The sequence below is a fragment of the Streptomyces sp. NPDC092952 genome, from assembly GCF_044754785.1.
Taxonomy (GTDB): Bacteria; Actinomycetota; Actinomycetes; order Streptomycetales; family Streptomycetaceae; genus Streptomyces.
On record NZ_JBIVPT010000015.1, the window covers coordinates 131,500 to 145,368 of the forward strand.

Here is a 13,869-nt window from a genome sequence, read left to right on the forward strand (position 1 = left end):
GCAGGCGCGCGTGGTGTACTCCGGAACGTGACCGACACCGATGTGCGCCTGTGGCGGAGGGTCCATATGGACCTGGTCCGCTATGCGGGCTGCGTGTGTCGTCCGTCCTGCTGAATCGCCTTTCCGCTGCCCCGCCGTGCGTGCTGCCCGCCGCGCGGACGGGCACCCTCGCGAACCTTCAGGACGGTCTCCGTGTCTTCCTCTTCGTCACCTTCCGTAACCATGCCCGCGTCCGGTTCGGCCCCCGCAGCCGCTTCTGCTTCTGCTGCGGCTTCTGTTCCTCCTGCGGCTTCCGCGGCCTCCGTGCCCCGGCCGGCGTCGGGTCCTGCCGCCGGGGGCGCCGACACCGCGACCGGTGCGGGCCCGACGGCTGCGGAGCTCCTCGATTTCGTCCGCCGCGTCGCCGCCGATCCCGCGACGGTGGCCTCGCTCCCCCTCGACCCCGAGGATCGGACCTGGGTCCGGCTCGACGGCCCCGGTGGCAGTGAGGCCTGGCTGATCGGCTGGCCGCCGGGGACCGGTACCGGCTGGCACGACCACGCCGACTCGGTCGGTGCCTTCACCACGGCGACGGGCACGCTCAGAGAACGCTCTCTGGCCGCGCGGCTGCCCACCGACGGCTGGAAGACCCTCGAACTGACCGAGGGAATCGACCGCTCACGGGAGCTGCCCACCGGCCGGGGCCGCGCGTTCGGCCGCCACCACGTCCATGAGGTGCTGAACGAGTCGGCCACGGAGCACGCCGTCTCCGTCCACGCGTACTACCCGCCGCTGCCGCGCATCCGGCGCTACAGCCGCACGGGTGATCTGCTCCGGCTGGAGCAGATCGAGCAGCCGGAGGACTGGCGATGAGCGACGGGGTGAGCGACGACGGCATCCGACGGGACGGTACGGAGCCGGTCGGTATCGACGAGCTGCTCGAACGGGTCCGGTCTCGGTTCGACAGGGTCGGTCCGCACGAGGCGGCGGCAGCCGCCTCCGACGGGGCGCTGCTCGTGGACATCCGGTACGCGGAGCTGCGGGAACGGGACGGGCTGATCCCGGGGGCACTGGTCGTCGAGCGCAACGAGCTGGAGTGGCGACTCGATCCGCAGGGCAGCCACCGGGCCCGGCAGGCCGTGAGCCACGATCTCCCGATCGTGGTCATCTGCAACGAGGGGTACGCGTCGAGCCTGGCAGCGGCGTCCCTGCACCAACTGGGTCTGCACCGGGCGACGGACCTGATCGGCGGCTTCCAGGCCTGGCGCGCGGCAGGCCTGCCCGTCGTCGGGACGTGAGAACCGGGACGTGAGGGTCGGGGCCCGGAAGCCGGTGCACGGGGGCCGAGGTCCGGCAGGCGGAGGCCGACAGGTGAGGGGCGGAAGGCCGGGGGGCTGGTACGCGGAGCGGTGCGGGTCGGGCCCTGGAGCCCGGCCCGTTCCGCATACGGACCCCTTCGAGGCCCTTCGGGTCCCTTCACCAACCTGGTCCGGTCCCGATATGCGCCCGGCTCGTCCATCCGTTCCCTGCCTCCTCCCCCTTCGTCGCCGTCGGGACTACCTCCATTTGCCGTCGGCCGTTCCCCCTTGGTCGCACCGACACACCCGAACGCCTCGCTCCGGTGGAGCGATCCCCTTCCCCGACCGACATTCACCTCGACGCCAAGGACCGACATGACGGAGACCACGCACCCATGCCGACCCCCGCCCCCGCTCTCCCCCTCACCCCCGACCAGCTGGACGCCCACGCGGCCCGCCTCCATGACACCGAGGCATGGCAGCAGATCGTCAACGGCTGGGGCATCACGGCCCCCGACCCCCTATGCCCGGACACCGCCCCTGGCCCCGGACCGTCCGCTTCCCCGGAACACCGGCCCGCCGACTGGCGGGATCTGCTGTCCGTTCCGGTCGAACGGCTCATCGCCGAATCCGTCCGCGCCCTGCCCGCTACCGCACCGCGCGAACGGCCGCTGCCCGGCCGTCTGGGTGCGGTCCTCCCCGACCGGCTCCACTCCTGGCGGCGCATCGGCCGACCGGATGTGCCGCCCTCCGTCCATCTCGCCCACGCACGGGAGATCCTCACCGAGTGGGGCTGGCAGAACACCCCGTACCGGCTCCGCAACGCCCGTGGCGCCCGGTGTGTCTGCGGCGCCCTGCTCACCGCGCACCGACTGGGCTACGGTTCCCTCGACACTGTGGACCGGGCCGGTGCCTGGCTCATCACCGAACTCCGCGCCCGGGGCTGGACCGGGCTGATCGGCCCCTGGAACCGCTACCCCGGCCGCACCGCCGCGGACGCGCTCGCCCTGATCGACGCCACCATCACCCGCGCCGCCCGCGCCGGGCAATGACCATCGCCGTTCCTCCCGTGCTCGGCCGCTCCCACGCCCCTCGGCCCGCGCGCTCTCCCCCTCGCACCACCTCACGGCCGGGCACGCATGATCAGGCCAGGTCGGGTCCAGCCCTGCCAGATCGGGTCCGACCCGGCCCGGTCAGAAAGGCTCGTCCAACCCCTCCGTGTCCTCCCCCTCCTCCTCAAGCGCCTGCCGCACCACGCGCAGGGCCATGCCCTCCCCGTACCCCTTGCGCGCGAGCATGCCCGCCAAACGGCGCAGTCGCTTGTCGCGCTCCAGGCCCCGGGTGGACCGGAGCTTCCGCGCGACCAGCTCCCGGGCGGTGGCCTCCTCCTGCTCGGAGTCCAGCTGCCCGAGGGCTTCGTCGATGACCGCCGCGTCCACCCCCTTGGTACGCAGCTCGCGGACGAGGGCCCGGCGGGCCAGGCCCCGGCCGTGGTGCCGGGACTCCACCCAGGCGTCCGCGAACGCCGCATCGTCGATCAGCCCGACATCCTCGAAGCGTGAGAGGACTTCCTCCGCCGCCTCGTCCGGGATCTCCCGCTTGCGCAGGGCGTCCGCGAGCTGCTTGCGGGTGCGCGGCGTCCCGGTGAGCAGCCGCAGGCAGATGTTGCGTGCCTGCTCGACCGGGTCTCGCGGCTCCCCCTTCTCGGCCCTCGACGAGGAAGGGGAGCCGCTGCTTCTGGTACGGGAGCGGGTGCTACGGCCCGCCCCCTCGCCGAACCCGGTCTCCGGCTCGTACGCGCCCCCGGACCCGGCCGTGTGCCCGGTGGGAAGACCCTGGCCGGGACCGGTGGACGGGTCGGTGGCATCGGCCGGCCACTCCGTACGACGTGTCACGGCACAGGCCCTAGCTCTTGGCCGCCGCTGTCTTGGCCGGCTTGGCCTTGCCGGCCGGGGCCGCCGCCTTCGCGCTGTCGGCCGGAGCAGCCGCACCGGCCGCCGGCTCCGCGCCGGACCCGGCCTCCTCGGGCCTGACACCGATGCCCAGCTTCACCAGGATCTTCTTCTCGATCTCGTTGGCGAGATCGGGGTTGTCCTTGAGGAAGTTGCGGGCGTTCTCCTTGCCCTGGCCGAGCTGGTCGCCCTCGTACGTGTACCAGGCTCCCGCCTTGCGGACGAAGCCGTGCTCCACGCCCATGTCGATCAGACCGCCCTCACGGCTGATGCCCTGGCCGTAGAGGATGTCGAACTCGGCCTGCTTGAAGGGCGGCGCGACCTTGTTCTTGACGATCTTGACGCGGGTGCGGTTGCCGACGGCGTCGGTGCCGTCCTTCAGCGTCTCGATGCGACGGATGTCCAGGCGGACCGAGGCGTAGAACTTGAGCGCGCGGCCACCGGTCGTGGTCTCCGGCGAGCCGAACATCACACCGATCTTCTCGCGGAGCTGGTTGATGAAGATCGCGGTGGTCTTGGACTGGTTGAGCGCGCTGGTGATCTTACGGAGCGCCTGGCTCATCAGACGGGCCTGGAGACCCACGTGCGAGTCACCCATCTCGCCCTCGATCTCGGCACGCGGCACGAGCGCCGCGACGGAGTCGATGACGATCAGGTCGAGGGCGCCGGAGCGGACCAGCATGTCCACGATCTCCAGGGCCTGCTCACCGTTGTCCGGCTGCGACAGGATGAGGCTGTCGATGTCGACACCGAGCTTCTTCGCGTACTCGGGGTCGAGGGCGTGCTCCGCGTCGATGAAGGCGACCGAGCCGCCCAGCTTCTGCGCGTTCGCCACCGCGTGCAGCGTCAGCGTCGTCTTGCCGGAGGACTCCGGCCCGTACACCTCCACCACACGGCCGCGCGGCAGGCCGCCGACCCCGAGGGCCACGTCGAGGGCGGTCGACCCGGTGGGGATCACTTCGATGGGCTCGTTCGGCCGCTCGCCGAGGCGCATCACCGCGCCCTTGCCGAATTGCCGTTCAATCTGTGCGAGTGCGGCGTCCAGCGCCTTCTCGCGGTCGGTTCCTGCCATGGGTTCCACCCGATTTGCTTGAGTCGATCGCTTCACGTCAAAGACGCTAACCCCTGCCACTGACAATGGGCCTCGACGTCCTCCCGGCCTGTGGATAACTCTGCGGCCGGGCCCGGGAAACCCCGGCCGGAATCCCATGAGAATAGATGTTCGATTTTAGTGTCAAGCGCACCACGCCGCCCCGGCCGTGCGAGGCCCCGGGTGCCGGGGGAGCAGCGGCCCCGCGCTCCTCCCGGCTCCACCGCGACGGGCCTCAGGCGCTCTCCGGCGCCTCCCGGCCTCCGGTACCGCTTCCACCGCCCGCCTCCCCGGTGCCCGTCTCCCCGTCCGGGGCCCGCCACGAACGGCGCAGCCGGGTGAGCAACGACTCTCCCCGGCGCCGGTTCGGACCGTGCATCCGCGGATCGTCCGTGACGTCGTAGCGCTTCACGTACGCGCCGAGGAAGGCCTGGAGCGTGGCGACGGCCGGAATCGCGATCAGCGCGCCCACGGCGCCCATCAGCGCCGTCCCCGCAATGACCGACCCGAAGGCGACCGCCGGATGGATGTCGACCGTCCTGGAGGTGAGCTTGGGCTGCAGGCCGTAGTTCTCGAACTGCTGGTAGATCACGACGAAGCCGAGCACCCACAGCGCGTACCAGGGGTCGACGGTGAACGCGATCAGCATGGGCAGGGCGCCCGCCAGGTACGTACCGATCGTGGGGACGAACTGGGAGACGAGCCCGACCCACACGGCCAGCGCGGGCGCGTAGGGGACCCCGAGGACCACCAGCAGGACGTAGTGCGCGATCCCCGAGATGAGGGCCATGAGACCGCGTGAGTAGAGGTACCCGCCGGTCTTGTCGACCGCGATCTCCCAGGCCCGCAGGACCTCCGCCTGCCGGGCGGGCGGCAGCACGGAGCACAGGGCCCGCCGCAGCCTGGGGCCGTCGGCCGCGAAGTAGAACGAGAACAGGGCGATCGTCAGCAGCCGGAACAGCCCGCCCAGCACGGTGGTGGATATGTCGAGCACTCCGGTCGCGCTGTTCTGGACGTACTTCTGCAGCCAGTCGGAGTGGAGCAGGCTGTCCTGGACCTCGACCCGGGAGAGGTCGGTGCGGAAGGTCTGGTTGACCCAGTTGATCACCGAGTCCAGGTACTTCGGGAACCCCTCGACCATGTCGACGATCTGGCCCGCGAGCATCGAGCCGAGCAGCACGACGAAGCCCACTCCGGCGATCATCACCACGAGGAAGACCAGGAAGGTGGCGAGGCCGCGGCGCATGCCGCGTGCCGACATCCGGCTCACCGCCGGCTCGATGGCGAGCGCCAGGAAGAACGAGATCAGGATGTTGATGAGCAACCCGATGAGCTGGTCGAAGGCCCAGCTGCCCAGCCGGTAGCAGGCGTAGAGCGCCAGGGCGAGCACCATGGCGCGCGGCAGCCACGCGGGCATGCGCGCCGTCGCGCCGCCGGCCGGCGCAGCAGATGGCGCGGCGGGCGGGACGGATGGGGTGGAGGTCGATCGGGTCTGTGCTGTCTCGTCTGTCGGTGCCACTCCACCAGTCTCACCCACCGCGGTGACGAACGACTGCCAGCCCCGGACAACGGCACGGGTCCGGCCGCCGGCCGGCCGGGGTCAGCGCTGGTCGGCGGGGATGCCGACCGCGGCGCAGACGCCGCGCCAGACGTCCTTGGTCTCCCATCCGGAGGCAAGTGCCTGGTGGACGGTCTGCCCGCCGAGCTCGGCCATCACATGATCGCGCGCGAAGGAGTCGGCGTACGCCGCGCCGAAGTGGTCTGCCATCCGTTCCCAGAAAATCGTCAACCGCATGACCTCAGTATCCCGCTCCTGAGAGTGCAGCCGGGCCGCTACGTCTTGTCGAGAGCGCTTACCGCCCTACGGTCGGTCCATGGCTGGAACAGGAACAAGTCCCCTCAACCGTGCCGAGCGGTTCATCTGGCTCACGGCCCGCGTCCTGGAGCAGCGGCGGTTCGCGCACCACTTCCTGGAAGGCGGTGCGGACGCCGTGGAGACCGCGCTCGCCGCCTATCTGAACGAGGACGGCGGGTACGGGCACGGGCTCGAACCCGATCTGCGCGGCCCCGTCAGTCAGCCGCTGCACACCGCGCACGCGCTCAATGTGCTGGATTCCATCGGGCGCTGCGACGGACTGCGGGTGGAGCGGGTCTGCCGGTTCCTCACCGAGGTGTCGACCAAGGAGGGGGCGCTTCCCGCCCTTCTGCCGGCGCAGCGCGGCTATCCCGCCGCCCCCTTCATCCCGATCGTCGACCACCCTCCGGCGGAGCTGCTGGCCACCGGCCCCGTCGTCGGGCTCCTGCACCGCAACGCGGTCTGGCACGCCTGGCTGTTCAGGGCCACCGACTTCTGCTGGGCCGCGGTGGAGGCCCTGGACCGCTCGCATCCGTACGAGATCGAGGCGGCACTCGCCTTCCTGGACGGCGCCCCGGACCGGGCGCGGGCCGAGGCCGCGGCCGACCGGCTCGGGCGCCTGGTGCGCGACCAGCGGCTCGTGGTGCTGGATCCGGAACGGCGCGCGGAGTACCCCGTGGCGGCCGGCTACGCGCCGGGTGAGCAGCACTTTCCGTACGACTACGCCCGTACTCCCGATTCCCTCGCCCGTCGCTGGTTCACCGACGAGGAGCTGTCCCGCTCGCTCGACCATCTCGCGGCCGAGCAGCAGGCCGACGGCGGCTGGCCGGTCAACTGGCGGCAGTGGGCCCCGGGGACCGCGCTGGAGGGGCGGCCCCTCGTGACCCTCCGGGCCCTCCTGACGCTGCGCGCCCACGGACGTGACCTCGGCTGAGCCGCCACCGGTTCCGCCCGGCCATGCATGGCCGGGCGGAACCTCTCGGTCCGCCGCATGCGGCCCTACCCGAGGGCGCGTACCCCGGCGGTGACGGCGACCGCGGCGCCCACGACCACCAGGAAGGGGGCGCGCAGGATCAGCGCGACCGCCGCCGCGGCGAGTCCGGCCGCCCTGGCGTCCAGGGTCAGGTGGTGCCCGTCCCCGAAGGTCTGCTGCGCGGTGAGGGCGGCCAGCAGGGCCACGGGCAGCAGCGCCGCGAGCCGCCGGGTGAGCGGGCGTTCGAGTACACCGGCGGGGACCAGCAGCCCGAGCAGTTTGGCGAGGTAGCAGCCCACTGCGGTCAGCGCGATGGCGATCCAGACGTTCACCGGTCCCCCTCCTCGGCGGCGGTTCCCGGGGTGCCGTTCCTCCGGCGCCCGTCCAGGAAGAGGACGACGGGTGCGGCGAGCGCGGCCAGCAGGACGGGGACGCCTGCCGGCAGGACGGGCAGCAGACCGAGCGCGAGGAGCACGGCGATCCCCGCGGTGACGCGTTCGGTGGTGGTCCTCAGCATCGGCGCGAGCAGGGCGAGGAAGACCGCGGGCGACGCCGCGTCCAGCCCCCACGCCTTGGTGTCGCCGAGCGCCTCCGCACCGAGCGCCCCCAGCAGCGTGGTCAGGTTCCACAGCACGTACAGGGTCAGCCCGGTGACGGCGAAGCCGATGCGGGCGGCCCTGCGGGTCGGCTGCGGCAGCGTCACGGCGGTCGTCTCGTCGATGACCCACTGGGCGGCGAACGGGCGGAGCGCCTTCGGGAGTGCCAGCAGCTGCGACAGCCGCAGTCCGTAGAACGAGTTGCGCACGCCGAGGAAGAACGCCCCGGCGGCGGCGGTGTACGGGTTGCCGCCCGCGGCGAGCGCGCCGACGAGCGCGAACTGGGAGGCGCCGGTGAAGACGGCGAGGCTGAGCGCGCAGGTCTGCCACAGGCTCAGTCCCGCCCCGGCCGAGGTCACACCGAAGGCGAAGCCGGAGAGTCCGACGGCGATGCCGACGCCGAGCGCGTCACGGACGACCGCGGCGTCCGGTTTCGCTTCGCCGGGGCCCGGTCCGGTTCCGGAGCCCGCCGTGCCGGGGTCCGGCGCACCGCCCCCGCCTGGAAGTATTGTCTGATCTGCCACGACGCGAACGTTACGTGGGCGGCGCTGGGCGGGGTCACCGAGGACGGTCGGGGCCGTTGTCAGTGGCGGGGTGCACGATGGGGGACATGGCCGGTTCCGCACTCGATTCGTTCTCCCCCGCGACCCGCGGCTGGTTCGCGGGGGCCTTCAGCGCGCCCACCGCCGCGCAGGAGGGCGCCTGGCGCGCGATCTCCGAGGGTTCGGACGTGCTGGTCGTCGCGCCGACCGGATCCGGCAAGACCCTCGCCGCGTTCCTCGCCTCGCTGGACGCGCTGGCGTCCGTACCGCCGCCGGCCGAGGCGAAGAAGCGCTGCCGGGTCCTGTACGTCTCGCCCCTCAAGGCGCTCGCGGTCGATGTCGAGCGCAATCTGCGTTCCCCGCTGACCGGTATCCGCCAGGAGTCGGTGCGGCTCGGGCTGCCCGAGCCGGAGGTGCGGGTGGGCATCCGCTCCGGGGACACCCCGTCCGCGGAGCGCCGCTCGATGGCGGCCCGTCCGCCGGACATCCTGATCACCACGCCCGAATCGCTGTTCCTGATGCTGACCTCCTCGGCCCGGGAGGCGCTGTCCGGGGTCGAGACGGTGATCCTCGACGAGGTGCACGCCGTGGCGGGCACGAAGCGCGGTGCCCATCTCGCGGTCTCCCTGGAGCGTCTCGATGAGCTGCTGCCGCGTCCCGCGCGGCGGATCGGCCTGTCGGCGACGGTCCGCCCGGTCGACGAGGTGGCGCGCTTCCTCTCGCCCCGGCGCAGGGTGGAGATCGTCCAGCCGCCGTCCACGAAACGGTTCGACCTGTCGGTGGTCGTGCCGGTCGAGGACCTGGGGGAGCTCGGCGGCTCCCCCGCCACCGGGCCAGACCAGGCGGCGCAGGCGGACAAGCCGTCGATCTGGCCCCATGTCGAGGAACGGATCGTCGATCTCGTCCAGAAGCACCGCTCCACCATCGTCTTCGCCAACTCCCGCCGCCTCGCCGAGCGGCTGTGCAACCGCCTCAACGAGATCGCGTACGAGCGGCTGACCGGCGAGCCGCTGGCCGAGTCCCACTCCCCCGCCGAGCTCATGGCCGAGTCCGGTGCGGCGAAGGGCGCCCCCGCGCTGCTCGCCCGCGCCCATCACGGCTCGGTCTCCAAGGAGCAGCGCGCCCAGGTCGAGGAGGACCTGAAGGCGGGCCGGCTGCCGGCCGTCGTCGCCACGTCGAGCCTGGAGCTGGGCATCGACATGGGGGCGGTCGACCTCGTGATCCAGGTGGAGTCGCCGCCGTCGGTCGCCTCCGGCCTGCAACGGGTGGGCCGGGCCGGGCATCAGGTCGGCGCGGTCTCCACCGGCGTGGTCTTCCCGAAGTACCGGGGCGACCTGGTGCAGTCGGCCGTGGTCACCGAGCGGATGCGCGAGGGGGCCATCGAGGCGCTCCGCGTCCCGGCCAACCCGCTGGACGTGCTGGCCCAGCAGCTGGTCGCCATGGTCGCCCTGGACAGCTGGCAGGTGGACGAGCTGCTGGCCACGGTCCGCCGCGCCGCGCCCTTCGCCTCGCTGCCCGAGTCCGCGTTCACCGCCGTGCTCGACATGCTGGCCGGCCGCTACCCGTCCGACGCCTTCGCCGAGCTGCGGCCGCGGGTGGTGTGGGACCGGGTGGCCGGTACGGTCACGGGGCGCCCCGGCGCGCAGCGGCTCGCCGTCACCTCCGGAGGGACCATTCCGGACCGGGGGCTCTTCGGGGTCTTCCTCGCCGGTGCCGACCCGAAGAAGGGCGGCGGCCGGGTCGGCGAGCTCGACGAGGAGATGGTCTACGAGTCCCGGGTCGGCGACGTCTTCACGCTCGGCACCACCTCATGGCGGATCGAGGACATCACCCGCGACCGGGTCCTGGTGTCGCCCGCTCCCGGTGTTCCCGGGCGGCTGCCGTTCTGGAAGGGCGACCAGCTGGGCCGTCCGCTGGAGCTGGGGCGCGCCCTGGGGGCGTTCCTCCGCGAGATCGGCGGGCTGCCGCCCGAGGAGGCGCGGGCGAGGCTGCTCGCCGCCGGTCTCGACTCCTGGGCCGCCGACAACACCCTCTCGTACCTCGACGAGCAGCGCCGGGCCTGCGGTCATGTGCCGGACGACCGGACCATCCTCGTCGAGCGTTTCCGTGACGAGCTGGGTGACTGGCGGGTCGTGGTCCATTCCCCGTTCGGCGCGCAGGTCCACGCCCCCTGGGCGCTCGCGCTGGGCGCCCGCCTCGCCGAGCGCTACGGTCTGGACGCGCAGGTGATGCACGCCGACGACGGCATCGTGCTCCGGCTGCCCGACGCCGACCTCATGGGGCTGGACCTCCTGGACCTCGATCCCCGGGATCCGGACCAGGGGGCGGCCGAGCCCCCGTCACCGGCCTTTTCGTTCGACAGCGACCAACCGCCCGTCGGCGCCGCCGATGTGACGTTCGACCAGGGCGACATCGAGCAGATCGTCACCGATCAGGTCGGCGGCTCGGCCCTGTTCGCCTCCCGGTTCCGCGAGTGCGCGGCCCGCGCCCTGCTGCTGCCGCGCCGCAGCCCCGGCAAGCGCACCCCGCTGTGGCAGCAGCGCCAGCGCGCCGCTCAACTGCTTCAGGTCGCTTCGGAGTTCGGCTCCTTCCCGATCGTCCTGGAAGCGGTCCGAGAATGCCTCCAGGACGTCTTCGACGTCCCCGGACTCACGGAGCTCATGGGCGACCTCGAAGCGCGCCGTGTCCGGCTGGTCGAGGTGACCACCCCGGAGCCCTCCCCCTTCGCCCGGTCGCTCCTGTTCGGCTACGTCGCCCAGTTCCTGTACGAGGGCGACTCGCCGCTGGCCGAGCGGCGGGCCGCCGCCCTCTCCCTGGACTCCCACCTCCTCGCCGAGCTCCTCGGCCGGGCGGAGCTGCGCGAATTGCTCGACACGGAGGTACTGACGGAGCTGGAGCGGGAGCTCCAGTGGCTGACCGAGGACCGCCGGATCAAGGACGCCGAGGGCGTCGCCGACCTGCTCCGGGTCCTCGGCCCGCTCACCGACCAGGAGCTGGCCGAGCGCGGCGCCCTGTCGTCGTGGGCCCCGGAGCTGGCCACGGCCCGCCGGGCGATCCGGGTCCGGATCGCCGGGGCGGACCACTGGGCCGCGATCGAGGACGCGGGCCGGCTGCGGGACGCCCTGGGGACCGCCCTCCCGGTCGGCGTCCCCGAAGCGTTCACCGAGCCCGTGAAGGACCCGTTGGGCGACCTCCTGTCCCGCTACGCCCGTACGCACGGCCCGTTCACGTCCACCGGCGCCGCCGCCCGCTTCGGTCTCGGCACCGCGGTCACCGACGGGGCGCTGCAACGGCTCGCCGGGACCGGCCGGGTCGTCCAGGGAGAGTTCCACCCCGCGGGGATCGGCCAGGAGTGGTGCGACGCCGACGTGCTGCGCCGGTTGCGCCGGCGTTCGCTCGCCGCGCTCCGGCACGAGCTGGAGCCGGTCCCGCCCGCCGCTCTCGCCGGGTTCCTTCCCCAGTGGCAGCATCTCGGCGGCAACAGCCTGCGCGGAATCGACGGGCTGGCCCGCGCCGTCGAGCAGTTGCAGGGTGCGGCGGTCCCGGCGTCGGCGCTGGAGAAGCTGGTCCTGCCGGGCCGGGTCAGGGACTACACCCCCGCGCTGCTCGACGAGCTGACCACCACGGGCGAGGTCGTCTGGGCCGGTGCGGGCGCCCTTCCCGGCAAGGACGGCTGGCTCGCCCTCTACCCGGCCGACAGCGCGCCGCTGCTCCTGCCGCCCCCGCACCCGCTGGAGCTCAGCGCGTTGCACGCGTCCGTCCTGACCGCCCTGAGCGGCGGATACGGCCTGTTCTTCCGGCAGATCGCCGACCAGGTCCGTGCAACCACCCACCCGGACTGCACCGATCCGCAACTGGCCGACGCCGTCTGGGAGCTGGCCTGGTCGGGCCGGCTCACCAATGACACGCTCGCCCCTCTGCGTTCCCTGCTGGGCTCCGGCCGGACAGCGGGGTCGACGGCTCACCGCGCCAGACGCAACGTCCCACGCGGCAGGTACGGTTCGCTCGCCTCCGCCCGGCCCGCCTCGCGCACCGGCCCGCCGACCGTCTCGGGCCGCTGGTCCCTGCTGCCCGCCGCCGAGCCCGAGCCCACGCACCGCGCCCACGCCCTGGCCCGCACCCTTCTCGACCGCCACGGCGTGGTGACCCGTGGCGCGGTCCAGGCCGAGGGGGTCGAGGGCGGCTTCTCCGCGATGTACCGCGTCCTGTCCGCCTTCGAGGACAACGGGCAGGCCCGGCGCGGCTACGTGGTCGAGGGGCTGGGGGCCGCGCAGTTCGCGATGGACGGCGCGGTGGACCGGCTGCGTGCCGCTTCCACCGCCCGCGACCGCCGGGAGCCGGACGCCGCCCCCCAGACCCTGGTGCTCGCCGCCGCCGACCCGGCCAACGCGTACGGGGCGGCGCTGCCCTGGCCGGAGCCGCCGGACGGCGCCTCGCACAAGCCCGGCCGCAAGGCGGGCGCCCTGGTGGTGCTGGTCGACGGCGAGCTGACCATGTACATGGAGCGCGGCGGCAGGACGTTGCTCGCCTGGCCCGCCGATCCGGACGACCCCGCCCTCCTCGCCGCCGCCGGGGCGCTGGCGGCGGCCGCCCGGTCCGGAGCCCTCGGCACGGTCACGGTGGAGCGCGCCAACGGCGTCCCCTCGCTGACCTCGCCGATCGGCCGCACCCTGGAGGCGGCCGGTTTTCTGGCCACACCGAGAGGGCTGCGCCTGCGCGCCTGATCCGTACAGAGGTCGCGGCCCTCCTCCCCGGCCGCATCATGGAGGCATGCCCGAAGGAGACACCGTCCTGCGGACGGCCGGACGTCTGCACGCCGCGCTCGCCGACCGGACACTCACCCGGTGCGACCTGCGCGTGCCCCGGTTCGCCACCGCCGACCTCACCGGCCGGACGGTGCTGGGCGTGGTCCCGCGCGGCAAGCACCTCCTCATGCGCGTCGAGGGCGGTCTCACCCTGCACAGCCACCTCCGGATGGACGGCGCCTGGCGCGTCTACGACCCGGGCGATCGGTGGCGCGGCGGCCCCGCCCACCAGATCCGCGCCGTTCTCGGGAACGCCGAGCACACCGCGGTCGGCTACCGGCTGCCCGTGCTCGAGCTGCTCCGCACCCGGGACGAGGAGAAGGCGGTCGGCCCGCTCGGCCCCGATCCGCTCGGCCCCGACTGGGACGCCGCGACCGCCCTGCGCAATCTGCTCGCCGAGCCCACCCGCCCGCTCGGCGAGGCCCTGCTGGACCAGCGCAATCTCGCCGGAATCGGCAACGTGTACAAGGCCGAGCTCTGCTTCCTGGCCCGCGTCACCCCCTGGCTCCCCGTCGGCGAGCTGCCCGCCCCCGTCGCCACCCGGCTGGTCACGACGGCCAGGCAGCTCCTCGACGCCAACCGCGACCGCCCCGTACGCGTCACCACCGCCCCGGCCCACCGCGGCCACGCCCCCGGGGAGCGGCTCTGGGTCTACGGCAGGACCGGCCGCCCCTGTCTGCGCTGCGGCACCCCCGTCCGCGTCGCGGACCAGAAAGGCCGCCCCACCTACTGGTGCCCCCGCTGCCAGTCGGGCCCCACCCCCTAGTTGACGCATCGTC

13 protein-coding genes are annotated in these 13,869 nt (G+C 73.1%); 7 read left to right on the top strand and 6 right to left on the bottom strand.

Features of this window, described 5'->3' with window-relative positions; translation table 11 throughout:
• Nucleotides 1–42: 42 nt before the first annotated feature.
• The 4 genes from ACIQGQ_RS28775 (at nt 43) to ACIQGQ_RS28790 (ending at nt 2,329) form a co-directional block, all read left to right on the top strand.
• Complete coding sequence (locus tag ACIQGQ_RS28775) at nt 43–114, top strand: putative leader peptide (protein ID WP_309544753.1); 72 nt, start codon at nt 43–45, stop codon at nt 112–114.
• A gap of 108 nt (nt 115–222) precedes the next feature.
• Nucleotides 223–852 (top strand): cysteine dioxygenase, encoded by a 630-nt coding sequence (locus ACIQGQ_RS28780; RefSeq protein WP_402400873.1) that lies wholly within the window; start codon nt 223–225, stop codon nt 850–852.
• On the top strand, nt 849–1,277 hold the full coding sequence (locus ACIQGQ_RS28785) for a rhodanese-like domain-containing protein (RefSeq protein WP_402400876.1): 429 nt from the start codon (nt 849–851) through the stop codon (nt 1,275–1,277). Before ACIQGQ_RS28780 ends, ACIQGQ_RS28785 begins: the two co-directional genes overlap by 4 nt.
• A gap of 395 nt (nt 1,278–1,672) precedes the next feature.
• Nucleotides 1,673–2,329, top strand: coding sequence for a hypothetical protein (locus ACIQGQ_RS28790; protein WP_402400878.1), 657 nt, complete (start codon nt 1,673–1,675; stop codon nt 2,327–2,329).
• Nucleotides 2,330–2,470: 141 nt separating this feature from the next.
• Here the strand turns inward: ACIQGQ_RS28790 and recX are convergent, their stop codons facing one another.
• The 4 genes from recX to ACIQGQ_RS28810 all read right to left on the bottom strand — a co-directional run bounded on the left by recX (nt 2,471) and on the right by ACIQGQ_RS28810 (nt 6,114).
• On the bottom strand, nt 2,471–3,172 hold the full coding sequence (gene recX, locus ACIQGQ_RS28795) for a recombination regulator RecX (protein ID WP_402400881.1): 702 nt from the start codon (nt 3,170–3,172) through the stop codon (nt 2,471–2,473).
• 10 nt (nt 3,173–3,182) lie between these two features.
• Nucleotides 3,183–4,301 carry a recombinase RecA gene (gene recA, locus ACIQGQ_RS28800; protein ID WP_402400884.1) on the bottom strand — a complete coding sequence of 373 codons (1,119 nt, stop codon included), beginning with the start codon at nt 4,299–4,301 and terminating at the stop codon, nt 3,183–3,185.
• 253 nt (nt 4,302–4,554) lie between these two features.
• Nucleotides 4,555–5,736, bottom strand: a complete 1,182-nt coding sequence (locus tag ACIQGQ_RS28805; protein WP_402400887.1) for an AI-2E family transporter — start codon at nt 5,734–5,736, stop codon at nt 4,555–4,557.
• Between the two features lie 183 nt (nt 5,737–5,919).
• The gene (locus ACIQGQ_RS28810) at nt 5,920–6,114 is read right to left on the bottom strand and encodes a DUF3046 domain-containing protein (RefSeq protein WP_352279566.1); all 195 of its coding nucleotides are present in this window, start codon (nt 6,112–6,114) and stop codon (nt 5,920–5,922) included.
• A 79-nt stretch (nt 6,115–6,193) separates the two neighbouring features.
• On the opposite strand from ACIQGQ_RS28810, the gene ACIQGQ_RS28815 reads away from it, so the two are divergent.
• Nucleotides 6,194–7,108, top strand: a complete 915-nt coding sequence (locus tag ACIQGQ_RS28815; protein WP_402400890.1) for a hypothetical protein — start codon at nt 6,194–6,196, stop codon at nt 7,106–7,108.
• 65 nt (nt 7,109–7,173) lie between these two features.
• On the opposite strand, the gene ACIQGQ_RS28820 is transcribed toward ACIQGQ_RS28815, so the two are convergent.
• Together ACIQGQ_RS28820 and ACIQGQ_RS28825 are read right to left on the bottom strand one after the other, a co-directional pair.
• Nucleotides 7,174–7,479 carry an AzlD domain-containing protein gene (locus ACIQGQ_RS28820; RefSeq protein WP_402400892.1) on the bottom strand — a complete coding sequence of 102 codons (306 nt, stop codon included), beginning with the start codon at nt 7,477–7,479 and terminating at the stop codon, nt 7,174–7,176.
• Entirely contained in the window at nt 7,476–8,267 is a 792-nt protein-coding gene (locus ACIQGQ_RS28825; RefSeq protein WP_402400895.1) for an AzlC family ABC transporter permease, read from the bottom strand. Before ACIQGQ_RS28825 ends, ACIQGQ_RS28820 begins: the two co-directional genes overlap by 4 nt.
• An 86-nt stretch (nt 8,268–8,353) precedes the next feature.
• Between ACIQGQ_RS28825 and ACIQGQ_RS28830 the strand changes: the two genes are divergently transcribed.
• Both ACIQGQ_RS28830 and ACIQGQ_RS28835 read left to right on the top strand, forming a co-directional pair.
• On the top strand, nt 8,354–13,009 hold the full coding sequence (locus ACIQGQ_RS28830) for a DEAD/DEAH box helicase (protein ID WP_402400898.1): 4,656 nt from the start codon (nt 8,354–8,356) through the stop codon (nt 13,007–13,009).
• A gap of 46 nt (nt 13,010–13,055) precedes the next feature.
• The gene (locus tag ACIQGQ_RS28835) at nt 13,056–13,856 is read left to right on the top strand and encodes a DNA-formamidopyrimidine glycosylase family protein (RefSeq protein WP_402400901.1); all 801 of its coding nucleotides are present in this window, start codon (nt 13,056–13,058) and stop codon (nt 13,854–13,856) included.
• Nucleotides 13,857–13,869: the final 13 nt, after the last annotated feature.